19 protein-coding genes are annotated in these 25,276 nt (G+C 41.2%); 9 read left to right on the top strand and 10 right to left on the bottom strand.

The genetic code is table 11. The annotated features are described in order from the left end of the window. Positions 1-14: 14 nt before the first annotated feature. A complete protein-coding gene (locus tag AAEU28_RS09605) occupies positions 15-704 on the top strand; it encodes an ABC transporter ATP-binding protein (protein ID WP_421963915.1) in 690 nt (229 codons plus the stop codon). Then, entirely contained in the window at positions 697-3,120 is a 2,424-nt protein-coding gene (locus AAEU28_RS09600) for an ABC transporter permease (protein WP_421963914.1), read from the top strand. Before AAEU28_RS09605 ends, AAEU28_RS09600 begins: the two co-directional genes overlap by 8 nt. A gap of 124 nt (positions 3,121-3,244) precedes the next feature. Here AAEU28_RS09600 and AAEU28_RS09595 read toward each other — a convergent pair whose 3' ends face one another. From AAEU28_RS09595 to AAEU28_RS09575, 5 genes are all read right to left on the bottom strand, one after another. After that, positions 3,245-4,795 carry a Calx-beta domain-containing protein gene (locus AAEU28_RS09595; protein ID WP_421963913.1) on the bottom strand — a complete coding sequence of 517 codons (1,551 nt, stop codon included), beginning with the start codon at positions 4,793-4,795 and terminating at the stop codon, positions 3,245-3,247. Between the two features lie 311 nt (positions 4,796-5,106). After that, complete coding sequence (locus AAEU28_RS09590) at positions 5,107-6,483, bottom strand: peptidoglycan DD-metalloendopeptidase family protein (protein WP_421963912.1); 1,377 nt, start codon at positions 6,481-6,483, stop codon at positions 5,107-5,109. Between the two features lie 209 nt (positions 6,484-6,692). Then, positions 6,693-6,869 carry a hypothetical protein gene (locus AAEU28_RS09585; RefSeq protein WP_421963911.1) on the bottom strand — a complete coding sequence of 59 codons (177 nt, stop codon included), beginning with the start codon at positions 6,867-6,869 and terminating at the stop codon, positions 6,693-6,695. Between the two features lie 517 nt (positions 6,870-7,386). Next, positions 7,387-7,641, bottom strand: coding sequence for a helix-turn-helix transcriptional regulator (locus AAEU28_RS09580; protein WP_058031874.1), 255 nt, complete (start codon positions 7,639-7,641; stop codon positions 7,387-7,389). 870 nt (positions 7,642-8,511) lie between these two features. Further along, positions 8,512-9,732, bottom strand: coding sequence for a helix-turn-helix domain-containing protein (locus AAEU28_RS09575; protein WP_421963910.1), 1,221 nt, complete (start codon positions 9,730-9,732; stop codon positions 8,512-8,514). A 160-nt stretch (positions 9,733-9,892) separates the two neighbouring features. Between AAEU28_RS09575 and AAEU28_RS09570 the strand changes: the two genes are divergently transcribed. Further along, complete coding sequence (locus AAEU28_RS09570) at positions 9,893-10,327, top strand: DUF6326 family protein (RefSeq protein WP_421963909.1); 435 nt, start codon at positions 9,893-9,895, stop codon at positions 10,325-10,327. 147 nt (positions 10,328-10,474) lie between these two features. Here AAEU28_RS09570 and AAEU28_RS09565 read toward each other — a convergent pair whose 3' ends face one another. After that, positions 10,475-11,128, bottom strand: coding sequence for a glutathione S-transferase family protein (locus AAEU28_RS09565; RefSeq protein ID WP_421963908.1), 654 nt, complete (start codon positions 11,126-11,128; stop codon positions 10,475-10,477). A gap of 82 nt (positions 11,129-11,210) precedes the next feature. Here AAEU28_RS09565 and AAEU28_RS09560 point away from each other — a divergent pair, with 82 nt between their 5' ends. Then, on the top strand, positions 11,211-11,741 hold the full coding sequence (locus AAEU28_RS09560) for a TetR/AcrR family transcriptional regulator (RefSeq protein WP_421963907.1): 531 nt from the start codon (positions 11,211-11,213) through the stop codon (positions 11,739-11,741). A gap of 633 nt (positions 11,742-12,374) precedes the next feature. Further along, a complete protein-coding gene (locus AAEU28_RS09555) occupies positions 12,375-13,328 on the top strand; it encodes a hypothetical protein (protein WP_421963906.1) in 954 nt (317 codons plus the stop codon). A 197-nt stretch (positions 13,329-13,525) separates the two neighbouring features. Here the strand turns inward: AAEU28_RS09555 and AAEU28_RS09550 are convergent, their stop codons facing one another. Together AAEU28_RS09550 and AAEU28_RS09545 are read right to left on the bottom strand one after the other, a co-directional pair. Then, entirely contained in the window at positions 13,526-14,326 is an 801-nt protein-coding gene (locus AAEU28_RS09550; RefSeq protein WP_421963905.1) for a DUF2145 domain-containing protein, read from the bottom strand. 72 nt (positions 14,327-14,398) lie between these two features. Further along, on the bottom strand, positions 14,399-14,749 hold the full coding sequence (locus AAEU28_RS09545; protein WP_421963904.1) for a hypothetical protein: 351 nt from the start codon (positions 14,747-14,749) through the stop codon (positions 14,399-14,401). A gap of 242 nt (positions 14,750-14,991) precedes the next feature. On the opposite strand from AAEU28_RS09545, the gene AAEU28_RS09540 reads away from it, so the two are divergent. From AAEU28_RS09540 to AAEU28_RS09525, 4 genes are all read left to right on the top strand, one after another. Continuing rightward, the gene (locus tag AAEU28_RS09540; RefSeq protein WP_421963903.1) at positions 14,992-15,738 is read left to right on the top strand and encodes a helix-turn-helix domain-containing protein; all 747 of its coding nucleotides are present in this window, start codon (positions 14,992-14,994) and stop codon (positions 15,736-15,738) included. A gap of 13 nt (positions 15,739-15,751) precedes the next feature. Next, positions 15,752-17,149 (top strand): alpha/beta hydrolase, encoded by a 1,398-nt coding sequence (locus tag AAEU28_RS09535; protein ID WP_421963902.1) that lies wholly within the window; start codon positions 15,752-15,754, stop codon positions 17,147-17,149. A gap of 212 nt (positions 17,150-17,361) precedes the next feature. Next, the gene (gene yiaA / locus AAEU28_RS09530) at positions 17,362-17,808 is read left to right on the top strand and encodes an inner membrane protein YiaA (protein WP_421964193.1); all 447 of its coding nucleotides are present in this window, start codon (positions 17,362-17,364) and stop codon (positions 17,806-17,808) included. A gap of 287 nt (positions 17,809-18,095) precedes the next feature. Beyond that, positions 18,096-19,109 carry a LacI family DNA-binding transcriptional regulator gene (locus AAEU28_RS09525; protein ID WP_421963901.1) on the top strand — a complete coding sequence of 338 codons (1,014 nt, stop codon included), beginning with the start codon at positions 18,096-18,098 and terminating at the stop codon, positions 19,107-19,109. 124 nt (positions 19,110-19,233) lie between these two features. Here AAEU28_RS09525 and AAEU28_RS09520 read toward each other — a convergent pair whose 3' ends face one another. Further along, positions 19,234-20,718 (bottom strand): MFS transporter, encoded by a 1,485-nt coding sequence (locus AAEU28_RS09520; RefSeq protein ID WP_421963900.1) that lies wholly within the window; start codon positions 20,716-20,718, stop codon positions 19,234-19,236. Positions 20,719-20,934: 216 nt separating this feature from the next. Then, entirely contained in the window at positions 20,935-25,089 is a 4,155-nt protein-coding gene (locus AAEU28_RS09515) for a two-component regulator propeller domain-containing protein (protein WP_421963899.1), read from the bottom strand. Positions 25,090-25,276 lie beyond the last annotated feature (187 nt).

Below are 25,276 nucleotides of genomic sequence, written 5' to 3'. Positions count from 1 at the left end.
TTAGGACTAAACAGATGATCAACTTAACTAACATTAGCAAAATATTCCGCACAGAATCAGTCGAAACACATGCACTTGATAGCGTCTCGCTGCATGTAGAGCGTGGTGAGTTTGTAGCCATTATGGGTCAGTCTGGCTCGGGTAAATCGACGTTACTGAATATTGTCGGCATGCTCGATCACATCGATCAAGGTGAATACATTTTTGATGGCAAAGACATCAGTGGCTTCACCGAAAATAAGCTGGCCGACATTCGTAAAGACAACATTGGCTTTATCTTCCAAAGCTTTAACTTAATTGATGAATTAACTGTTTTTGAAAACGTTGAGCTGCCATTGGTTTACCAAGGCATAGCGAAAAAAGAGCGTGAGCAGCGCGTATTGGCAATTTTAGAAAAGGTCGACATTGCGCACCGTAAAGATCACTATCCGCAGCAACTTTCGGGTGGTCAGCAGCAAAGGGTCGCAGTTGGCCGCGCTATTGTTGCCGAACCAAAAATGCTCTTGGCCGATGAGCCAACAGGTAACTTGGACTCTAAAAACGGTGAAGAGGTCATGAAGTTACTTGCGCAATTAAATCGTGAAGGCGTAACCATTGTGATGGTTACTCACTCAGATCACCATGCCAATTACGCACACCGCGTTATCAATGTATTAGACGGTCATATCGTGTCACAAAATATGCAGGAGGTGCGTTGTGCTTAATAACTATTTGATCATTGCCTATCGCAATCTGTTAAAACAAAAACTTTACTCAGGTATTAATATTCTTGGCTTAGCAATTGGCTTGGCCATTTGTATAAGCATGGCAATCTTTGTTGAATCTGAGTTAGGTTACGACAAACACATTAAAGGCCACGAAAACATTTACCGTACGTCATTAAAGATGACAGTGCCAGGCTCGCCAGCACAACATTTTGCACAAGGCTCGGTATATAACGCTGAACGTTTTTCGGCAAACTTTGATGAGATCCAAGAAGCAACGCGACTACGTGAAATCGGTGCCACTTTAGGGTTTGGCAATACCCATTTCAGTGATGATGGCATTAATCTAGCCGATGCCAATGCGATTGAGTTTTTCTCTTTAGAAATGTTACAAGGCGATGTACAAACAGCCCTTGTAGCCCCCAATTCTGTGGTGCTGACAGAGTCGGCGGCACAGCGTTATTTCTCAAGTACTAATGTGATGGGCGAAACGCTAGTGTTAGCTAATCGTATTAGTTTAAAAGTCACAGGAGTAATTAAAGACTTACCAACACGTACTCACTTAGATATTTCAGCGCTAATTAGTATGGGTACTGCCCCTGAGTTTTTACAAAACCCAAATTGGGATCAAAACCCAAGCTTTAACTATCTGACTTATTTTCAGCTTGCGCCGAATACAGCTATCAAAGCCCTTGAAGCTGGCTTTCCTGATTTCTTAGAAAACCATGTTGGCGAAGGGGTGAGTGATGCGCTTCATTACACCTTGATCAATATTAGTGATATTTATCTTAACTCTAACTTCTATGGTGAAATGAAAGAAAATGGCGACATTAATATCGTCTATTCATTCAGTATTATTGCCGCGCTTATCTTACTGATTGCGTGTGTGAACTTTATGAACCTGTCTACCGCAACGGCGACTAAACGCGCAAAAGAAGTCGGGGTACGTAAAACCCTAGGTGCGAAGAAGCACAGCTTAGTCACTCAGTTTATGGTTGAAGCCATTATGCTTTGCTACATTGCTTTATTCATCGCAATTGCACTGGTTGAGGCGACCTTGCCTATCTTTGCTGATTTTATTGGCAAAGAGCTGGCATTTAACTACTTCGATTTAGGCACATTGGCTATCTTGTTATCTCTGGGTTTATTTGTCGGGTTGATCTCGGGAGCGTATCCGGCGTTTTACTTAAGCGCTTTTAAACCAGCTAAAGTGCTAAAAGGTGAAGTGACGCAAGGTAAAGCCGGCGCGTTACTGCGTAAAGGTCTTGTAGTTTTTCAGTTCAGTGTGGCTATCATCTTAATAGTGGCAACTGTAGTGGCGAGCTTGCAGTTAAGTTATGCGCGCAACATCGACCTAGGTTATGACAAGTCGAATACCTTTGTACTGCGCGGCTTATATACCACCGAAGCCAGCCCACAGCGCGATGCCATTAAAACGCAATTATTGGCGAACCCAAATATTAGTAGCGTCACCAAAACATCGCGCTTCCCAACTGGCTCTCTAACAGATGCTATGGGCTTAATTCACCCTGCAACGAAAGAGATGCAGCTTATGCCTGTGCTGGCAGTCGATGAAGACTATTTCTCGTCTTACAATATTAAGCTACTGAGTGGCCGAGGTTTCAGCCGTGATTTCACTGCAGATGCGATTTCTCGACCTTCAGAAGAAAACCCAAACCCAGAGTTTAGTGTGGTAGTGAACAGCGTGGCTGCAAAAACGTTGGGCTACACACCTGAAGAAGCGGTAGGTAAACAGTTTAAAGTATTATTCACTCGTACTTCTGAAGGCACAGCGACCATTGTAGGTGTAACTGAAGACTATTATTTCTCGTCTTTAAAAAAAGAAGTGGCGCCGACCTATCACTTACTTAACCATAACAACGGTTACAACATGTCGATTAAGTACACAGGCGACACGGCACAAGTACGCGACTACATTGAGCAAACCTGGAGCAAATTTGTACCAGAGCAGCCGATTGCATTGGACTATCTAGACGATAGATTCAACCAGATGTATCAGCAAGAAGACAGAGAGTTCATTGTATTCAACCTGTTCTCATTGCTAGCCATTTTTATTGCATGTTTAGGGTTATTTGGTCTTGCATCGTTCACCACACAACGCCGTACCAAAGAAATTGGTATTCGTAAGGTGCTAGGCGCATCTGTTCTAGATATTGTTATCTTGATTAATAAAGAGTTCTCAAAGCAGGTGTTGATTGCCAACATCATTGCTTGGCCTGCTGCTTACTTCATTATGCAAGAGTGGTTAAACAGCTTTGTGTATCGTATTGATTTATCAATACTGCCATTTGCTGTTGCAACGACTTTGGCCTTTGTGATTGCGTGGGTAACGGTTGGCTCGCTATCAGCAATTGCAGCAAAAGAGCGACCAATTTCAGCATTACGATATGAATAGCGTATATAAAGATCTATTAAACTTTGATAAAGCTAGATAGTGATAACTGGCATTAGCTCTCAGCAAAAAAATGGCTTCTCTCCAGAAGCCATTTTGCTTTTGCACTACTTGTGGGGGAGTTGCTTTACCAGCAACCGTTTGCGCAGTTTACGTTGTGATGATTGTGAATCTCAGATTTGTGACCGGTATGAACGTTTACTGTCACGCCGTTATACGTCAGTGTTGCCCAAGCCACCGTGCCATTGTTCATCCACCAAGTACTTTGACTGTCTCCTGCATAAGCAAAGCTGCCAGACAGTGTTTTCGTTGCTATCTTTTGACTACTGATATAAAAATTAACAACAGTGCCTGCGGGCGCATTTGGAAAATACCCTTTAATGCCTCTAATACGCTGGCCGTGACAGCAACCATCTGAGCCTTCCCAGTTTACTTGACCATTTTTAGCGGCATTTTGTAATTGTTCAGCGGTATTCGGGTCATTTTCTACAATGGTTGCTATTTGCTGTGCACTCCCTGTCGCATGCTCTGCAGCAGAAACATGTACTGTGAATTGTTTATTTCCTTCGTATACCGAGTTATCAATGGTTGGGATCTGGATACGATAACTGGTTTCACCGGCAGCAATCGTGACGGTTTGATCTGGGTAGGTGTAATCATTATTCGGTGTCGTGATTGGGGTCGTTGAAACATCAATTTTAACGTCTTGCCCTGTTGCTCTATCAAGCGTGACTTCAAACTCTAACGTGCCACCTTCATTCACAGAAGCTGTAATTGCAGAAAGAGAAATTTCAGGTTGTGTGAGAGGTTGGCATAATGGTGTTTCAGGGCAACCTATACTGTCGGTGTTATCAATGGCTAAATCATTTAGCTGTGCAGGCAGCGTTGCCATTTTACATGCCTCTCCCGTATAAGGTTGAACTTGGTAGAGGTCGGTTTTATTTAAACTGCCATAATCATTGGTTTTATCTCGGCTAACAATCAAAGCTCCTGCGCCATTAAACACCGCTCCTGTTAAAGTCGGGATAGAGTGAGATGAAAGCTTGTTTAATGTTAATGATTCAAGGTTAACGGTAAAAATGGCCGAGTTAGTAACCATATATAATTGCCCTTGATTAAAAGCCAGATCGCCTCGCCACATTTCACTGTCTTCTGTGTAGCCTGAGAGTGTACCCAGTAAAGTTGTCGCGCCAGTATGAGGGTCTATGCTGTATAACTTATTGAAGTAAGAGCCGACTAGCAAGCCAGTATTCTCATTATAAGCTAAACGGTACATAGGTTTACTTTTCGCAAGAGAAGTATGTGTTTTGGTTGCCATATCTACATAGGCAATCCGAGTGTATTTGTGCCGACTGGCCGAAATAGGCAGAGACTTCAACTCTGTGCTATTTAAATCAACGCCAAACAAATCAAGCTGATACTCATGCGCTCTTGGCGCACTGATATAGTACAAGCGATTTAAGTCGCTGGCATAAGCCAAGGCCGCAGAACTAAAGAGTGCTTTTGAATGAATAAATGTGTCACCACTGTACTCATTTACATCAAAAACTAAGCCGACTTCTCCTCGACCTGCATTAATACCATAGAGTTTGCCAGTACAAGCTGCCGAGTAAACTTGCGCAGATATGAAGCAACATAAGCCGATCAGCAGGGTGCCAAAATGGTGGGGTTTTAACATAGCTTACCTCTCTAGAAATTAGATGAGTTTTGGCCAGTCCTTGAAAGAGTGTTTTATTTTTGAGCTATTAGTAATCCATAAAAAGAATAAAAAGTAAACATTATATTTACAAAAAATAGTTAAAAGGTTGTGGTTTTTGGTTTTTTTTGTGTGCTTTTAGCAATTTACTTTTCGTTGTGTCGTAGTAGTAGAGTATGTGAAAACACAGAGGGGGGACATGGTGTGAGCGTGATTTATATATCGAGGGCTCAGGTTATTCTGCCCTCAATTTTCTAAAGTTTTGTCGTTTATGATTGAGTTAGGCGGTGTGATCACTCGGCAATGTGCGTATCGCTTTTACTAATGGCCGCATATCTTTGATTTACCCCTTGAATATGCGTTTTAAATGCCACTAACTCTTCGCCTTTCAACTGAATATTACTTGGTTGCTTCATGGTTAATGGGTTAATTGCTCTGCCATTTTTATGCACCTCATAGTGTAAGTGACGGGCTGTAGACATACCGGTATTACCTAAGTAACCAATGATTTGCCCTTGTTTTACACTGGCGCCTTTTTTAATGCCTTTTGCGAACCCTTTTAAATGTGCATACAAGGTGCGATAGCCACCATGATGCTCTAATAAGACGCGATAACCGAAGCTTTTGCTGTAATTGGCTTTGAGTACTTTGCCTTTACCTGCCGCCATAATAGGCGTACCAGTTGGTGCACTGAAATCAATGCCTTTGTGTTGGCGAGTGTAGCCTAAAACAGGGTGTTTTCGTTTACCAAAAGACGATGAGAGTCGTGCGCCATTGAGTGGTGTTTTCATTAAAAAGTTCTGTGCCAGCTTCCCATCTGCAAAGTAATAGGCGTCTTCAAACTGGTAGAGTTGGTAGACGTCTTTATTGTTCACAAACTCTATGGCAACGAGTTTTTGCGGGGCACTAAACTTTTCGAATAAGTGCGCGTCTTGTTGCACCCTTGATTGGCTAAAGTTTAATGTGATCTTATCGCCAGTTCTGATCTCACGTTGAAAGTCGACAAAATGAGACATGGCTAAAATCGCACTGTTGATCACATTGGCGGGGATCTCAGCCTGACTCGCCGCTTTATAAAGGCTTTGACTGATCTCAAACGATTTACTGAAGCGACGCTGCCTTACCTCTATTGAAATAGGCGACAACTGCCAAGTGTTATCAATTAATGTGGCTTCAATTAATTCGCCATAGCTGGTGGCAAAGCGAAGGTGTTTTTGTTCTTTTACTGTGTCAGTGTCTGCTGTGTCGTTGCTGTTTATATCGGCATCAGTCATTGTTTCAGCGGTCATAACAGGCGTATTGACTATGTGCGTGACAACATCGAACTGAGTCCCAGATTTAATTTTCTTAAAATCAAAATGAGGCTTTATGTCACGAGCCAGCGCATAAATTTGCGACAAACTGAATCCGGCTTCTTTTAAAACATGGGTAATGGTTTGGCCGCGTTTTAGAGTATAAGTTGTGACTTGAGGCGGAGTTTCAAGCGGCTCAGGCTCAGCGATAATCTCTGCTGATAATTCAGTATTGGCAGCATCTTTGTGGCTGTCAGTTACAGCTGTGTCAGCGCTTTTTTGCGCTGCAAGAGGCTCATTAGGTTGTGTTGCTTGCTCATTATTGTCATTGCAGCCAACTAAAAAAGCGCTTAACAATAACAGTCTTTTTAAAGCCATATTACTTCCTTGAAACATCGCTGTTGAACGAATGTATTTTCATTTTATTTTTATAGTTAGATTTTTTATCAGTTCAGGCATTCTAATTGCGCAGGGTGCACGTCAGCTGAACAGGTTATTTAGTGTAAGGACTTTTTGGTGGGAATAAAACAAATAAACCCTGAAAATCAGGGTTTATTTAGGTGATTGAGTTAATTAGTGAAGACTAATTAACCTTCGTCAGGTGTATTAGTTTCGACAGGTAAAGTCGACGCTTTGTAGCTTCCGTCGGCGTTGGTTATCTTTTTTTCTTTTTCATCACCGCGAGTTGGAGGTGGAGGGCTGATAACTACACCACCACCACAACCAGAAACCATATTTAATTCACTAAGCGTCAGCAATTTCATAATTATGTCCTTTGTTTAATTTTTTTGAAAAAGATAAAGCAGCTAAGCAAACCAATATATGTGTAATTAACTGCAGCTTATCTAAAACGTACAGCTTAAAGTAAAACACATCAATAATGAAATTTTTGTACAAGAGTATTTCTATGTAACTAAATAGGTTAGCGCACATAGATACAAAAAATAGAAGTAGGATAGCAGCTTCTTGTTGTGAAAAATTCAGTTTGGATGCGTCAAGAAAATATTTCGAATTTGTATGCACGTAAATCTTATGGGCTATCTTCTTTCTAAAAAAAGAAGGTGCAAAGAATAAAGTGCACATAAATGCAGACCAAATATAATAATGAGTATTCCAATTTATGGAATATTGACTACTGTATAAATCAATAAACTCAACTGTAACTAGTAAAATTAAAAACCACCTTGCACCAATATTTCCCCAACATTTGAATAATGAAAAAAGAAAAATGGGTAACGGTGCGTATGTGAAATAATTTAAATATTCTGAGAATGCGTCCATTTAATCTTTCCTTAAAAACGAAAAATAAGAATCTAGGTCAACACCAAAAATGAATAACACATCTAATAGTTGTGTCATGGTCATTTCACTTTTGCCAGACTCCCAATTACTTATCGTAGATTGATCAACATTGGATATCATTTTTTTAGCCAATTGTGCTTGTGACATGCCTTTACTTTGCCGCATTTGCCGTAGTGAACGTTGCACATGAAGCTTAAAGCTTTCGGCACTGCGCTTTCTTTCGATTTCCTTCATTCAACCCCTATCCGTGTTTTAACAAATTAATAGATAAAAACGGGGACAGGCTACCATGAGAATATTCATTTGTATATATTTTGTTAATTATGGTGCGAAATACACTTTGCGAAGCAAAGTTATTTTCGCGCAAGGTGAAATGAGCAAGTTTAATTGAAGCAGAGGTGATAGTCGTTGTGTACGGAGTAAGGTTCTTTTGCGCAACCATAAATTAGCCATTTTAGCCGTAGTTGAAGTAATAGCTGTTGTGTGCGAAGCAAAGTTACTTTGCGCAAGGGCGAAACGCGTCTTGAGGCTTGCGAGTGCGCGCAGCAAGACTAGCGTTGAGCGTGAGGCCTAGGATGGCCGAACCGGACCCAAGCTACATGGATGTATTACAACTCAATATTTATTAGGTTCCGAAACGAAGTTTCGCAGCGCGAGGAGGTGAGGGTATGGATACCCGATGGGCGTAGCTACATGGATGTTCAACGACACTGCTCTCACAGATCTTTTGTGCTTTAGCGCGACAGGATTGAAACCCGCCTTCAATTTCACTTTTTGTCGCGTTGGCAACGGCAACCAAAGGGCGGCGGAGTCATTCAATTTGAAATAGCTCCGAAATTCCTCCTTGAAGCATCAGCCTGTCGGCATCCATGCCTCCACTTCCTCGTGCTGCGATGCTTCGCATCGTTCACTCGTCACCCATCCATGGACTAAATCAGCCTTGCAGCGCATCCATGCGCTGACATTACTCATCAATTGCTTGCTTTTAGGCAAGATAGAAGGGGTAGGGGCTGCCTGTTGGTTTTGTGTGTTTTGTTTAGCAAAGTTTGAGTCTGACTGAGCTCTTGTATCTCGTCATCAATGACAACATTTAACACAAAGGCTCTAGTTCACTTTTCTGTATTCACTAGGCGTTTGCCCTGTTGCTTGTTTAAACGCCTTATAAAAAGACGATCGGGCGTTAAACCCTACGTCGAGAGCAATGTCGAGCACTGTATCTTGATTGGCAATGATTTTGGGTTTGGCAGCCTCTATACGCCATTGATTTACATAATCAAAAAAATTAACACCCAATGTTTCATTTAAGGTTTGTGATAAATAATTAGGTGAAATGCTCAGGTGAGCGGCGAGTTTGTGTAGCGTTAAGCTCGGGTCTAAATACAGATGCTGCTCTTGCATCGCGGTATTTATTTTTTCGGCAATGCGATTGGCTTGCTCTGAATTCAGTGCCGAGCGCTGATATTTTTTAGGTGCTTCAAGTGTGTCTTGGATATTTAAAGGCTCAGATGCTGTCGCTTCAAAAGCGGATTGTTTTGCGCTAAGTTTATCCTCCAATAGAAAGCCTTGTGTATCTGATTCATTAAAGGTGGTTAAAACTGGTTTTTGCTGTAAACCGAAGTGAGCCAAACTCCATAACAAACATAAAGTGATAAAAGCCTCTGTTCTGGCATTGTATAAAAACGCGTTAAACAGACTTGATGAAAACACGCTGACAAGAGACAGCAACCAAAAGCTGATTGCACAATACATCAGCCAGTTAAACCATTTTAAGTCATGATGTTCATTATTTGAGAAGAAATCCTTCAAGCGCTTTCGATAATCTTTCAAGCGTTTCACGATTAAAAAAAGCGTCAAAATGCACTGAGTAAGCCAAAGCAACATCATGATTAATAAGCTAATAATAATTGTTTTGGCAAGTGGAGTAGAGACGCTCTCATCATCTATAAAAATGGCGCTGTGACTTGCTTCGGGCAAAAACAATATCATGCCAGACACTAAGACTGCCGGAGCAAGCAAAACATAATGCCAAGCATGCTTTCTTTGCCAAATAAACGCTTGCTGGGCTGTTATGCCTTTTACATAAAACCACAATGAAGGGCAAAGCATGAATAACGTTGGAAACGCCATCACAGTGTAAATGTGATACCACTGGGGGAGCGATTGAATGACAATGTTGTTCATTGCGAGCATCCCACAGCCAAACAAAAATAGCGCTAAGTGCAAATAGGTTGCTTGGTTTTTTGCACGCGCAAGCAGCAGCGGCACACTTAAGCAAGTCTGGCCCACAATCAGTAAGGTTAAAAACACCACAATGGGGTCGGTCACAGTTTATTCCTTTATTTCATTCCATTTATTTTCAGCAACATTAGACACTTAAAAAGTGTCCGCGCTTTTAGTCTCGGACGACATAACTCTTTATAAATTATATTTTTAGTCTCAGCAATTTTTACCGTAAAGCAATGATTAAAGACAAAAGGAGTGAACAATGACAGCGAGCAACCAAATAGTAAGCGGCTTTGAAGACATCAAAATTAACGTAAAACTTAAACTCTCAGCACTTTGGGTGGCGGTGATGTTTTGTTATGTCTACGGTGATTATATTGAAGTATATGTACCAGGCGTTATATCTAACGCGTTGGAAGTGAGCCCTAATGATACAAGCTTACAAGCCAAATTTTTTGCTGTCGCTTTATTGATGTCGATCCCGAGCGTAATGATTTTTCTGACCTTAGCATTAAAACCGACGATAAATCGTTGGCTTAATATCATCATCCCCGCTTTATTCATTATTTTGCTAGTAGGGCTTAACCTCAAAACCACATGGGGGTTTTATTTATATCTGACCGGGTTAGAAGTAATTTTATCAGCATTGACCATTTGGTATGCGTGGCAATGGCCAAAAACAAAAATGAGTGAATAACAGAGTCAAAGGAAAAGTGCCATATGCGTAATAAATTCATAAGGCACTTAAAAGCTGTTTTAAGTGCCATGTAGCTCGTCATTTATAGCGACATTTTGGAGTTTGCCTTTAACTCATCTATTTTATCGCTTTCTTGAACAGCTGATCTTAATTATTAAAACTCAACACTTCAGCACAGTGAGAGTATTCAAAGGCAGCTTGATAATACCGCTTAAGCTCAGGGTATTGGTTTAGCAGGTTCAAATCGCCCTCTAAACCATGAATGTAATCCAGCATAGGCAGTAAAATCGCATCAACTAAAGTGAAATGTTCCCCTAAAAACCAATTACTTTTCTTACTTTGAGATTTATATTTTTCTGCCAATATTTTTAATGTTGAATGTGCTGCTTGCTTTCCTTTTTCTAAGGCTTCTAAACAAGGTGTTCCATCTTGATTTGCTGGAAACTTAAGGGTTAAAACATACAAAGAGATCAAATCACGATAACCATAAATCGACAGCATGCTACTCCAAGCATCTATTAAGGCTGATTGTTTTGGGTCGCTGGCAAACACGCTTGGGTCTGTAAGTGTATCCAGATAACGAGCAATGGCATTAGATTCAGGCAAGATAAAATCACCATCAATTAATACCGGCACCTTGCCATAAGGGTGGAGCTTTAATAGTCCCTCGGAGCCTAATGTAACATCTTCACCTTGCCACTGGTTTTGCAACGAATAGGGTAATGACTTTAATTTACAGATCATCTCAATCGAGCGAACAAATGTCGAAAAATCAGGGCCTACAATGTTGAGTGTGTTCATTTTTACTTTCCTTTTCTGAATGGTTGCACTCGATATTATTTGCAACGACAATATGTTCAAGATCATATTTTAAGGAATAGCTATGCCTTGGGATGTTACGCACAAAACTAAAAGCAAAGAGAAAATTCTGATCAGCGCCGCCAAGCTTTTTGTCGAAAAGGGCTTTGACGCTGTGGGGATCAATGATGTGATGAAATCAGCAAACATGACGCGTGGTGCATTTTACGCACACTTTAAGTCGAAGGCCGACTTATATAATCAAGCGCTGGTGGTTGCCGCTTTTGAAGCAAGAGAAAGCATTACTCAAGGTTGCGACCAAGGTTTTGCAAGCCTGCAACATAATTACTTACAACAAGGGCAAGACCCAACTCTAAAAGACAATCAGCAATGCCCGATAGCTTTGTTGATTTCAGACATCAGACAGCGAGAGCCCTTAGTTAGAGAAACTTACGAAAAGGTGTTTAAAGGCTTTGTGAAATATATAGAATCGCAAGGACTGACAGAAGCTGAAGCACTTAAAGAGGCTGCAACTATGATTGGCGCAGTAGCTCTGTCAGAGTCGTTGACTGATAAAAAGTTGGTGGAGAAGTTATTAGCTGCGTGTGAGGGATAAGGTGCAAAATATACGTTGCGAAGCAAGGTTACTTTTGCGCAAGGTGAAATGAGCTGTTTTGACTTAAGTTGAGGCAATTGAAATTTGCCTTCAATTTTGCTCTTTGTCGCGTTGGCGACGGCAACCAAGGGGCGGCTGGGTCATTCAATTTGAAATAGCTCCGAAATTCTTCCTTGAAGCATCAGCCTGTAGGCATCCATGTCTCCACTTCCTCGCGCTGCGATGCTTCGCATCGTTCACTCGTCACCCATCCATGAACTAAATTAGCTTGAAGCGCATTGCCAAAATGGATTTCGATACTTTGAATTTGTCAGGAGAAAAGCTTCGTTATACGCTGACATTCTCATCAATTAAATCTTTTTGAAAAAGTATAAGGTGGATTACTTTATCAAGCTTAACTCCATTGTCGTGAGTAAGTAATTGTTGTGTAGAGTTTTTACTTCAATCTTTCTTGAGGTAATAGATTTGTTTAAGTTGCTGAAATTGTGAAGTATTTATTTCTTCTAGATAAGTTTCCTTAAATGTAATGAAATCTTAATGTTAAAACCTCTTGATTTATTAACATTTGTATTGATAATAGGCACCGCAAATTGTTCTGATTTGCATTATTAATAAGGAAATGGATTAATAAATATGAAAAAAACACTCTCATTGTCTGCGTTAGCACTAAGTGCGACTCTATTTAGCTTTTCATCATTTGCGAAATACATTGAGTATATTCCTGCAAACGGTTGGAGCGCTGAAGGTAAAGTGACTTATAAAAATGGCAGCACTCAATTTAGTAAAACTCATAAAAGCTCAACACTAAGGAAAATCACGAGTAAGGCACATCAGATTGAGTCATATGAAACTCAACTAAGAAGCCAAATTAGAAGTGAAATTCAAAAGCAAATCAATGGTAAAGCTTCTCTTAAATCATACAGCTTCAACGTAAATGGCGATCTAGAAATTAGACTTCGTGGTCTATCAAATGGCAATATTGAAGCTCGAGTTGGTAACATTTCTGTCGCTTCTAGTGCAAAAATTAAGAAGAGCTGGTACGCAAGCGGTAGAATCAATATTAACTCTAACAAGCTTTACCTAACGGGTACTTATAACCCAATTACGGGTAAATTAAATAACTTAACTGCAAACTCAGACTTCAAAGTGAATGTTGATGTTGATGTTGACTCAGCGCTAGACTGGTTAATCCCAGGCTTTAACTGGTTAGTTACTAATAAGCTAGAAGACAAAATTGAAAGCAGCGTAAAAAGCTCTATCTATTCAGCACTTAACAGCAGAACAAATGGATATGAAGACGTGCTGTTTGGTTTAGACAGATATTTACCACATGGTAAATATGTTTATCGTGGTAAAGACTATGCAGTAGAACTTGAAAATGCATTTAAAGACTTGGTGAGCGGCGAATCAATTACAGTTAAAGCATATACACGTTCAAAGAGTTTGAGAAACAATGGTTCAGTGAACATTGGTCATGTTGACATTAATATCTCAAACCACCTGTTCTTAAAGGTAAATGACACAATTACCACAAGAACACGATGGGAACCTGAATGTGGTGATTTTGGTTGTACTGCAGAGCCATAAGCAATTGCCAATATTTATCTAAATAAGCAATAGAGCCACCAATGGAAATCGGTGGCTTTTTTGTACTTCTGACTTTACTTTCTGTCGCGCTGTCGAAGTCAATCGAAAGGCTTAAAGTGGTTCAATTTGATTTAGGTGCAAAATATACTCTGCTTCGCAACGTGTATTTTCACAATACGTCGCGGCATAACGCTGCTTTAAAATAGCTTGTAAACCTCTCTACTTTCATAAACCACCGCTTCTTCCATCAAGCCAAACTCTTGTAAATACTGGGCAATACTCGTAAAGCTGGTTGTTTGAATTTTTCGTCCATGGTCTTCTGTACTAACGCCTTTAGCAAACCAATTCCCTAATGCCAATTTAAAACGGCTCACTTTCACAGGCTGTGGCGTGAAATAGGCTTCGGTATTAGCTTTAATGCGCATCATGTCGTCAGTTTCGTAAATGGCAGCATTGATCACATTCAGCGTGTGCTCTGTACAGTTTTGAAATTGGTTGTTAAATGGGTTGGCGATTAACGAGTAATTTGGGTTATGTAGCGCTTGATTTTTACCTGATGCGATGGCTTCAATTAAGCGAAGTAGCAAGTCGGGTGAAGGAATAATAATTCCGGCTTTTAGGCTCTCTACACCCCAGAAGAAGTCGACAGGGTAGTCGGTCATTAGCGCACTTTTTGCTGGGTTGTCAGCATTTTGATAGAGGTTATAAATAGCATAGCCTTTGGCTTTTTTACCATTGTCCAACGTGATCTGAGAATAAACGGCAATAGCAGTGTGAGTGAATTGAAAGCCGCGAGGTAAGTCTTTTTCTGGTTGACCTAAACGCGCAATAATAAACGCACGGGCGCCTTGTCTCGCAGCATATTTTTCGACTGATTTGGCAAAGCTTGCGACCTCTTCGGCTGTAAATTTAGATTCGCTGTTTTGCTGACTGCCTGCAAAAGTGTCTAGAGAAAGCAACAGAGCAAATGTGAAGATAAGAGATTTAAAGTAGCGCATGACGTACTCCTTATTTAAAAGCTGTAAAGGGGCTTTACAGCTTTTGTTAGGTATTTGAGTTAAGTCGCTTAATTAGTCTTTCTTTTCTGACTTTTTCATTTGCTCTGCGGGGGAGCGGTCCACCGTAATGGTGATCTCGGTAATTTCGAGCGGTTCATGTTTATCGATTTTATGTTTGCCTGATGCGGCATCGATTAGTGACTCGCCAACGGCTTGGCTTGCCGATGCTGTGCTGCCAACAACTAATAATGGCACTGCGACCACGCCGCTGGCTACTTGGGCGCTGGCTGTAGTGCTGTGTGCACTAGCTAGCGCTGAGTGGCGGCTGCCTTTGCTGGCATGTTCAGACGCTGACTCTGCGTAAGATGCAAATGAGGTTAATGCAATTAAACCTAATGTGAAAAGTTGAGAAATGCGTTTCATCGTGGTGTCCTTTAAAATTCAACATACTGTGTTTGTTTGCGTTGACTACAAGTTAGACCAGAGGATTAATTACGTAAACTCAGCTGTTAGATGTAGCAATTTAAGAAACTCTAAGTATAGTAATCCTAAACTATCTGGCTTTTTCCCCAGGCTATTTCAATTTGAAAGTGTGTTGGCGGTAATGACTTTTATGCCAGTTTGAACGCTTTTGAAAGCCATTGGAAAAACTTTTAAGGAACACTATGAGCCAAATTTCGCAGGTGAGCGATACGCTGAAAATGCTGCTTAAACAGCAAAAGCTAACGTACAAAGACATTGCCGAAAAGCTTGATATGAGCGAGGCAAATATCAAACGCATTTTTGCTCAGCAAAGTTTTACTTTGCAGCGCTTAGAAGAGATCTGTCATTTATTGCAGATTAGCTTGTCTGATTTATTTTCCATCACCGAGAAGCAACAAGACCAACTAACAGAGCTCACATTAGATCAAGAGCAAGAGCTAATAGATAACCCTAAGTTGCTGCTGGTAGCGGTCTGTGTTCGAGATGCATGGCAGTTTGACGATATCATTGAACAATATGATATCGACCAGTTTGAGCTTATTCGCTTATTTGCGCGGCTCGATAAAATCAAGCTGATCCAACTATTGCCAAACAACCATTATAAACTCCTCATTGCCCAAGATTTCAGGTGGATCAAAAACGGGCCGTTAGAGCGATTTATGGAACAAGAAGTGTTGCATCGTTTTATGGCGAGTAAGTTTGATGAAGAAGATAGCTTTCGTTTTTATTTACGTGGCCGTTATTCCAATTCTTCCATTGAGATCATTCAACGTAAATTGAATCAGCTCACTAAAGAAGCGGCGATCTTAAATCAAGAAGATTCGGCACTGCCAATTGCTAAACGCAAACATATGGGGCTCTTATTCGCGATGCGAGCATGGGAACCAACTTTATTCGAGCAGTTTAGGCGCAATAAATCACAAGATTAGAGGGACAACTTCCATGTCAGTTAATACTATTTTTAAAAAAGCGATGTTGAGTGCTGCAGTTTTATCTGCGAGTGCTTTCTCAGCCAATGTGTTTGCGGCCAATATGTTTACGACTAAAGCCACTAGTTCGCTTAACTGTGTGACGATTAATAATGACCTTGCGCAAATCGAAAAGTTTAAACAAGCAGGCACTTATCGATTTACCAAAGGCGGTGTTCAGCGCATCAACTTCGATTTTGCATCAGAACAACCTTTTCAAGATTATTTGGCTGCTGCGCGCGCGCATATTAATGCGCAAAACCCCAAAGCAAGTATGTCTTGCCCAATCACAACGGCAACCAGCAAACGCTTGTATGCAGATAAGCCACTTCAAGTTGTAGACTTAATCACGCCGTTTGAACTCAAAGCCGATAACGAGAAGGCAGCGGTATTGCTTATTCATGGTTTAACTGATTCGCCATATTTATTTCATGATTTAGCCAACTCATTTGTAGAGCAGGGCATATCAGTGCGTACTCTGTTATTACCTGGACATGGTACAGCCGCAGAAGCCTTGGTTGATATAGACCAAGCTGATTGGCGACAAGCTGCATCGTATGCCATTAAAAGCATGCTTAACGATTTCGATAACGTGTATTTAGGTGGTTTTTCAACAGGCGGTGCTTTGGTTGTTGATTACTTGAATCGCAATAACTTGAACGAAAGTGAGCTGCAAAAACTTAAAGGGGTAATGCTGTGGTCGCCAGCCAGCGAAGCAAAAGCGGGTATGGCGTGGGCGGCGAAATACGTTAGTTGGTTTACCGATTATTTAGATGAAGCGGCTGATATTGACTTTGCTAAGTATGAGTCGTTCCCTGCGAATGCAGGTGCACAAGTTCATGCGCTTATGAAGCGAATTGAACCGCAAAAATTAAAAGGGCTGCGCAATACACCGTTTTTTGTGGTGGCGAGTGAAGTTGACCAAACCATCAACACCGAAGCCACGGTAAACCTACTTGCGCGTTGGCATGCGCAAAACGGCGCAGCGCAAGCACAAGATAAGCTTGTCTATTACTATGCAAATAACGTTGAAGATCAACTTAATGCCTTACCTAACTCATTAAAAACCGTCACGACTTTTTCGTGTGAAGGGCAAGTGTATTGTGATCGTGTGCTTGATATAGCGCACACATCTCCAACAAATGCGCCGAGTAACCCACATTATGGTTGGCAGGGCAGTTATCGCAATTGTGAGCATTTAACCGGGACTGAGCTATTTGGCAGTTGTAAAACAACGTCTTCCCCAACTTTAGGTGAGTTAACAGAAGTGAATTTACAGGCAACGCTAAATTTGCAGCGGTTAACCTTTAATCCCTATTACGAGCAAATGCTTGAACAGATGCAGGGTTTTATTGAGAGCACATTAAAGTAATCATTTCTGTCATTTTAAGGTTTTTTAACTCATTGGCTCCTGACCTCTGTCAGAGCCAGTGGGCAGTAAAACTCTAACAAAGTTTATTAAAACAATACTTTTAGTCCCCAAATACTAGCCTTTGATAGTTTGGGTTTACTAAATTGACTATGTCTCTAATACTGAAGCCACTTACAAGATGTAACTAATTCAGAATAATGGAGACACAGATGATGAATAAACAAGTACTTATTAATAAACCAAGTAAAGCTTTTAGAATGGCGTCAGTTGCCATGTTAGTAGCAGGTGTTGCGGCATTCCTAATTGGTTTAGCAAATGCCACTATGCAATTGAATGAAAAAGGCTACTACCTAGCTGTATTGTTATTTGGCCTGTTTTCATTCGTGTCGTTACAAAAGACCATCCGCGATAAAATGGAAGGTCACACCATTTCAAAACCTTATTTTATGATGTGCTGGGCCGCTGCTGGGTCTGCAATCACCTTGTTAACAGTTGGGTTAGTAAACGCAGAATTGTTACTGAGCGAAAAAGGGTTTTACGCCATGGCGTTTTTATTGAGCGGCTTTGCAGCGATTACAGTGCAAAAGAATGTTCGAGACGTGATGGCATTGGGTGATGATGAAGTAAGAGAAGACGTTGACCTTGAGTCTCAATCATAAATAAGTATTTCGATTTGACAAAAGCGTGGGTTCACCCCGCGCTTTTGTTTGCCCTTATTTTGCGCGACATAAAGTCGCGTCTACAGTCGGCTATAAATGTCGGTACAGATTCTTTTTGTAGGCGTTGGCTACCCGACGCTTTTTTATTTGCATTACACTGCGCGAAATAAACCCTCACCTGCAACAAAGAGCCGTTTTTACTATACGAATCAATCCTGTGCTTTTAACTACACATAAAAGGCCTACTCAGGTATATTCTTACATGAGTCTAACTACGAGTTTTGTCTGTGAAAAAAGCAACGTCTTTCGATATCGCTTACCTTGCTGGGGTGTCGCAATCAACGGTCTCGCGCGCTTTGCGTAATAGCCCTTTGGTTAATCAAGAAACCCGAGAAAAGGTGCAAAAAATTGCCAAAGAATTAAATTACAAAGTTGATAAAAACGCCAGTAACCTGCGTTCTCAACATAGTGATACGTTAGCCTTGTTACTTTTTGAAGACCCCACCGATGATGGTTCAGCCATTAACCCTTTCTTCTTATCTATGTTGGGTAGCATTACCCGAGCTTGTGCTGATAGAGGCTATGACTTATTGGTTTCTTTTCAGCAAGCCAGTAACGATTGGCATGCCGATTTTGAAGACAGTAACAAAGCTGATGGTCTCATTTTGCTGGGCTATGGTGACTATGTCGACTTTGCTGAAAAGCTCACAAAACTGTCAGCACAAGGCACGCATTATGTGCGCTGGGGTGTGGGTGAAGATCAACTTAAAGGCTCTGCAATTGGCTGTGACAACTTTGCGGGTGGTAAAGAAATCACGCAACATGTATTGAAGCAAGGCCGTAAAAAATTGGCTTTCTTAGGTACAGCTTCAAGCCATGCGCCGGAGTTTTTCGACCGATATAAAGGCCATTGTGCAGCGCTTGAAGAGCTTGGTATTAAGGTTGATGAGAAGCTGCAAATAAACGCTTTGTATACTGAAGAAGCAGGTTATGATGCAGCGAAAAAATTACTCGACTCAGGCGTTGAATTTGATGCGATTTGTGCAGCGTGTGACTTAATTGCTGTAGGTGCGATGCGCGCGCTTAAAGAGCATGGTTTAAGCATTCCTGAAGACGTGGCAGTCGTTGGCTTTGATGACATTGCTGTTGCTAACTTTACCTCGCCACCGCTTTCTACGGTGAAACAAGATACAAAACGTGCAGGTGAGTTATTGGTTGAAGCGCTGCTTGATATGATTGCAGGCAAAGCGGTTGAGAGTCGTTTGATAGAACCTCAGCTTATTGTTAGGCAGTCTTGTTAGTCCGGCTATAACCGAGCAAAAAACAAAAGCATAAAAAAGCCGCCAAAGAGTTTTCCTTGGCGGCTTTTCGCTTGGGATAACGTTAAATAAACTTTAACTTTTAAACGTTACTTTGATTCTCGTATTAAGCTGTTGCTTGCTCTGAAGTGGTCTCAGTTGTTTCCGACCCATTTTCTTTTACAAAGTAAACAGCCAAGGATGCAAGCAGCATTGCGCCACCGGCCATCATCATGATGTAAATTGCTTGGTTATCAAATACTGAGGTTAAGATCCAACCCGCAAACAAGCCCGATACAATTTGTGGTGCGGCAATAGTGAAGTTGAAAATACCCATATACACACCAGTTTGTTTCGGCGGTAAACTGCCAGCAAGAATGGCATAAGGCATGGCTAAAATCGCCGCCCAAGCCATACCAACACCTATCATCGAAATCATTAGCATCACGGCACCTTGTGGCACTTCGATTTCAGTTATGCCTAAGTTCACCATTGTTAGCGTACTGTCTTGCCAGAAAATGATACTGATATAGCCAATGGCGCCTGCTAATAGTGAAATAGAGTAAGTCAGTTTACGACCAATTAGGTTGGCGACTTTTGCCATAAATAATGACGCAATAGCAGCAAAAACCGAGTATGCAGCGAACATAATACCGACCCAGTCACCTGCCGTGCCTTTTGCTTGTGCAATATGCGCTGGTACTTGGCCAACTTGAGATAAGTAATCAGGATCAAACCATTTTGCATCCACACCCCAAATGTGTTGAGTGATGGCTGGCATGGTGTAAACCCACATAATGAATAGGGCAAACCATGAGAAAAACTGCACAACAGCAAGACGCTTCATTGTTTCAGGCATGGTCTTCATTAACCCAAAGAAACCAGATAAGCGCTCACCTAGCGGCAGTTTTTCGGCTTCTTGGCTTAGTTCTGGCAAGCCATTCTCGCCTGGTGCATATTCTTTGGTACGCAGCACAGTCCAAAGCACTGAACCTAACATCACTGTTGCACCGATATAGAATGCCCAAATCACAGAAGGGGCGACTTCGCCTTTATCTGCAACGTTTTCCAGTCCAATCACATTGGTCAGTAAGAAAGGTAAAATCGAGCCAAAAACCGCCCCAATATTGATTAAGAAAGACTGAATTGAATAACCCAAGTTGCGTTGGTCTTCAGAAACCATATCTGACACAAGTGCACGGAATGGCTGGAAAGCTAGATTAAATGCGGCATCCATCAATGCCAGCATCATGGCACCAAATAAGAGTGGTGTCATAAAGGTGGCAATGTTTGAAGAGTTTGGCATCAGTAACATACCAAATGCAGCGGCAATACCACCGGCTAAAATATATGGGTTACGTCGTCCTAAACGATTCCAAGTTTTATCTGACGCTGAACCAACAATGGGCTGAATGATTAAGCCCATTACAGGGGCTACTAGCCAAAAAAGAGAAAGAGAATGAAGATCTGCGCCGAGGTCTGAAAGAATTCGACTGGCATTGGCGTTTTGTAAGGCAAAGCCAAACTGTACGCCTAAGAAACCAAAACTGACATTCCAGATCTGCCAGAAGCTCAATTTTGGCTTGGTGTTTTGTGTTTGTTGTCTGGTCATAAAGCGACTCTTATTGTGAATTTATACCAATATTTACACAGATGACTTTGGCTAACTCGCATTCACTTATTAGTCAGTCTAAACCGTAAAAAAATGGCATCTAATATGACATTCAATCAATAGTACAGAGTATACGAAACAACCACCATGTTATGCATACGTATTCAGCGTTATGCGAATCACTAGGTTAAGTAATAGTTAAGTGCGTCATGCTATTTACTTTAATGACCACTCTTTTAGCTTTTCAATGACTTGGGCTTCTACAATCGGCTTTGTAATATAATCACTCATGCCCGCATCAAGGCACTTTTGTTTGTCACCCTGCATCGCATTTGCGGTCATAGCGATAATAGGAATGGCGATATTGCTATCGCCTGCTTCACCTAGGCGAATGGCCTGAGTGGCTTGATAACCGTCCATTTCAGGCATTTGGCAGTCCATTAAAATTAAGGTGAATGGTTGAGACTCATTTGATGCAGAGAGCTTTTCGATAGCTTGTAAGCCGTTCTCTGCTACCTCTGTTTTTATACCAATATTACTCAATACTTTTAACGCTACCAGTTGGTTAACCTTGTTATCTTCTACCAGTAATAGATGGACATTGGTGGCCCAATCAGACTCTGAATGAGGTGTAGCTGGGGCTTGTTTAACACTGAGTGCTTGTAAATTACTCGCTTCAAGCTGTTGGCGAAGTTCGGCGCTCGCTATTGCGAGGGATTTTAGTAAGGCGGCTTGGGTAATTGGTTTGTAAAAATAGGCATCAACCCCCAGTTCGATAATTTGTGTTTGGTTATATTGCTCGTTGAGCCTGCCCATCATGACGAGTTTGGTTTCACTAAAACGGGTTGTGGTTCTAAGTTGTTTCGCAAATGACTCGCCTTGCATGCAGGGTAAATACTTATCAAATAGCACAATATCGAAAGCTGCTGTGCTTTGCTTATCTAGCATTTTTAATGTGTTTAGAGCGGCTTCACCGCTAACGCAATCCGCAACTTCTATCCCCCAGGCATCAAGTTGTTTCTTCAGTGCAAAGCGACTTGAGCTATTGGCATCGACGAGCAACAGCTTCAATGCTAGGTGCTTGAGATCGAACGGCTCTGTGGTTGATTGATTTTGACTCGTAACAAGACAAGTGATAGTAAAGCAGCTTCCAACACCGACTTCACTGGTGACACTAATATCACCGCCTAACAACTGACATAAACGCTTTGTAATGCTCAGTCCAAGGCCTGTACCACCGTACTTTCTGGTTGTGGACGCATCAACTTGGCTAAATGCATCAAACAATGAGAAGAGTTTATCGTTAGGTATACCAATGCCTGTATCACGAATTTGACAGTTTAACTCGAAGGTATCTGGTGAGTCTGTTGCTAGTAGTTTTGCTGCTATAACAATTTCGCCATGCTCGGTAAATTTAATGGCATTACTAAGTATGTTTGTCAGGATTTGTCTGATCCGGCCCGGATCAGACTTAATGGCCGTGGTTTTAAGCTCCGTTAAATCGAGCACAATCTCAACACCTTTACTTTGCGCGCTGAGCGACATGGATTCGGCAAGTAATTCAATCAACTCTCTGATATCAAATTCAATATTTTCTAATTCGAGTTTATCAGCTTCGATTTTAGAAAAGTCCAGAATGTCATTGATTAAAGTCAGCAACGAATTGGCACTGGTGCGAGCGATATCAACTGTATGCGCTTGCTCAGAGCTTAGCTCACCGGCTTTAAGGAGGTTCAACATACCAATCACACCATTCATGGGTGTTCTGATCTCGTGACTCATATTGGCTAAAAAATCAGATTTCAATTGCGTAGCCTCTTCTGCTTTCTCGAGCGCAGCAGCCAGCTCTTTGGCTTGAGATTCCAGTGACGCCGTTTTCTCAGAGACTTGTTGCTCCAGTTTAGTCACAAATTGTTTCTGTCTTGTTATTTCAACTTTTTGCAGACGTGTTCTTAAATAAATTGCACTGAAAATAAGGGTCAGTAATATCAACACGTAAATACAATACGCCCACCAAGTTTGCCAAAGCGGCGGCGATACATGCAGGTTTACGGTGAGCATGTTCTTGCTCCATTCGCCGTTACTGTTAGTCGCTTTGACCATAAACGTATAGTCGCCGCCATCTAAATTGGTAAACGAGGCAATGTTACGATTGCCGATCTCAATCCAGTGATCGTCATATCCCTCTAACTTGTATGCATATTGGTTTTTATTGGGTGAAATAAAGTCTAAAACTGCAAATTCGAAAGAAAATACATAATCTAGATAAGACAGGTTGATGTCAGTGACATAAGAATAAGGCTTATCTAACTGCACAGGTTGCCCCATCACGTTAAACCCAGTTAATATTAAGTTTGGGTCAACTTGGTTGCTGGTTAAAGAGGTAGAGCTAAAATACTCAATACCACGCTGACTACTGGTAAAGAAGGTATTATTGCTGCCTTTCACAAGGCTATTCGGGTAATAATTCAAGCCTAATAAACCGTCTTGGCTGTCAAAGTTTTTAATGGTGTCGTTTTTCGGTGAATACTTAGAAACTCCTTTGTTTGTGGTCAGCCATAGATAGCCTTCAGCGTCATCGGCGATGGCTCTAATTAAATTGGTGGGTAGTCCATCTTCTTTTTTTACATGTTTGAAGTTTTGCGCATCGGGTCGGTAAAGGTTTAACCCCTTTTGCGTGGCAATCCATATTTCGCCACTTCGTGTTTGGTGAATGTCTTGAACTATACTGCCGAGCAAGCTATCAGGGTTATAGCGGTTATTCTTAAAGGGCATGAAAAACTGCATATCTTCTTGCCATAAGTTCGCACCATCGCCTGTGCCTACCCACATATTACCTTTATTGTCTCTAAATATTTCGAGTACCTCAGGGTGGGTAAGACCATATGTTGAATCTAGATGTGTGAACTTTCGTTGTTGTGGGTCGTAGGTATAAACCCCGTTTTTGTATGTACCTATCCAAATTTTGCCAAAGGTATCAGCGTTTAAGGCGCGGATCTCTCTAAACTCTTTGTGGCCAGGGTCGTCTTTGGGATAAGTGATTAACTGGATATTGCGCGTAACGAGATCAAAGGTTGCCAACCCTTCATCTTGCGCAATCCAGAGTAAATTATCGTCTGATAAATAAAGTACAGGGCGCTCAAGCAAACGATTGTTGTTAAAGCCATTTGCCTCATTAAAAATTGCGTCTGAGAGCTTTTCAAGTTTTTGAGAGTCAACTTGCCATTTGAATAATTCGGAGTTGGATGTCGCGATAAGTAAGTCACCGTTTGTATCGCTCAAAATACCATTTGGTGCCACAAGCTCAGGGTTTTGGATTGATTTAAACTTTCGGTGAGGCACCAGTTTATAGATACCTTGTACTTCGTTGGTTATCCAAAGGGTTTTTGCACTGTCTTCGAAAATAATGCGCAAGCCATTATTGTGTTCTAATTCGAGTTGCTTGATTTCATCATCGACAGGGTCGAGCCTAAACACGCCTTTGCTGGTGATAAACCAAATAAAACCCTCTCTGTCTTCAATCATAGAATTAACTTGGCCTAAGTTCTCGTTATTAAACAGGCCTAGTTGAGTAAATTGTTTACTGTCTTGGTTGAACTTAAAAGGACCTTGTTGTGTGCCAATATAAATTTGGTCGCTGCGAGTTTTGAGAATATGGCGAATTTCGTTCGCACCTGTTGGGGTATTATTAGTTGGATCTGGAAAAAAATACTTAAAAGTTAAATTCTTTTTGTCGAACAAATTTAAGCCGAAACTGGTGGCAACCCAAAGTTCATCCTTGTCTTTATTCTCAATATCCCAAATGCGGTTATGACTTAAACCTGGGGCTGTTTCTGACGCTTTTTTCACATGAGAAAATCGGTTTTCACCCAAATATAGATTTAAGCCTTGATCGTAAGAGCCAAGCCAAATAGAGCCATCTTCATCGTGATGCAGTGATTGTATGCGGTTAGCTGAAATAGAGTCGCTGCGTTTTGGATCGTGTAAATAGTTGTCGAACTTGCCTGTTGCGGGGTTATATTTATTTGCCCCGCCGCCCCAAGTACCAATCCAGATGTTCCCGTTTCTATCGAGCATCAGATTGCCCGCATCATTATGAGAGAGGCCGTTGTCACTCATGCTGTCAAACTCGAATAAGGTAACTTTTCTGCCGTCATAACGCATTACGCCATTTTCGGCGGTGCCAAACCAAATCAGCCCCTGTTTATCTTGAATGATGGAATAAATTTCAGATGAGACAAACCCTTCTTCGGCGGTGAGTTTTTTTACCGAATATTCATTGGTTAGCAATGGGATCTGCGCGACGCTGTTGCTTGAAATAATAAGTAGCAACATAAAAACAACATGCGCGAATTTAAATAGTTTATCCATAAAAGGCTTTTGATATTTTTAGAGGCAGCTCGATTAATTTAAGCCTAGTTTAAAAAAGGGACTATTTCTAATTAAAAGAAAATAAATTTAGCAGGTTTTTTAGCGGCTTAGCTGAATGAGGAAGGGATAAAAAAGCACAACATTTGATAAATAATTAAGCTAAAAGCTAAGTCAGTGCTCTACTTAG

This window comes from Pseudoalteromonas sp. SS15 (assembly GCF_049257195.1).
In the GTDB taxonomy this organism is placed as follows: Bacteria; Pseudomonadota; Gammaproteobacteria; order Enterobacterales; family Alteromonadaceae; genus Pseudoalteromonas.
The sequence above is the reverse complement of the archived record's forward strand: the minus strand, read 5'-3'. Positions and strand labels throughout refer to the sequence as shown.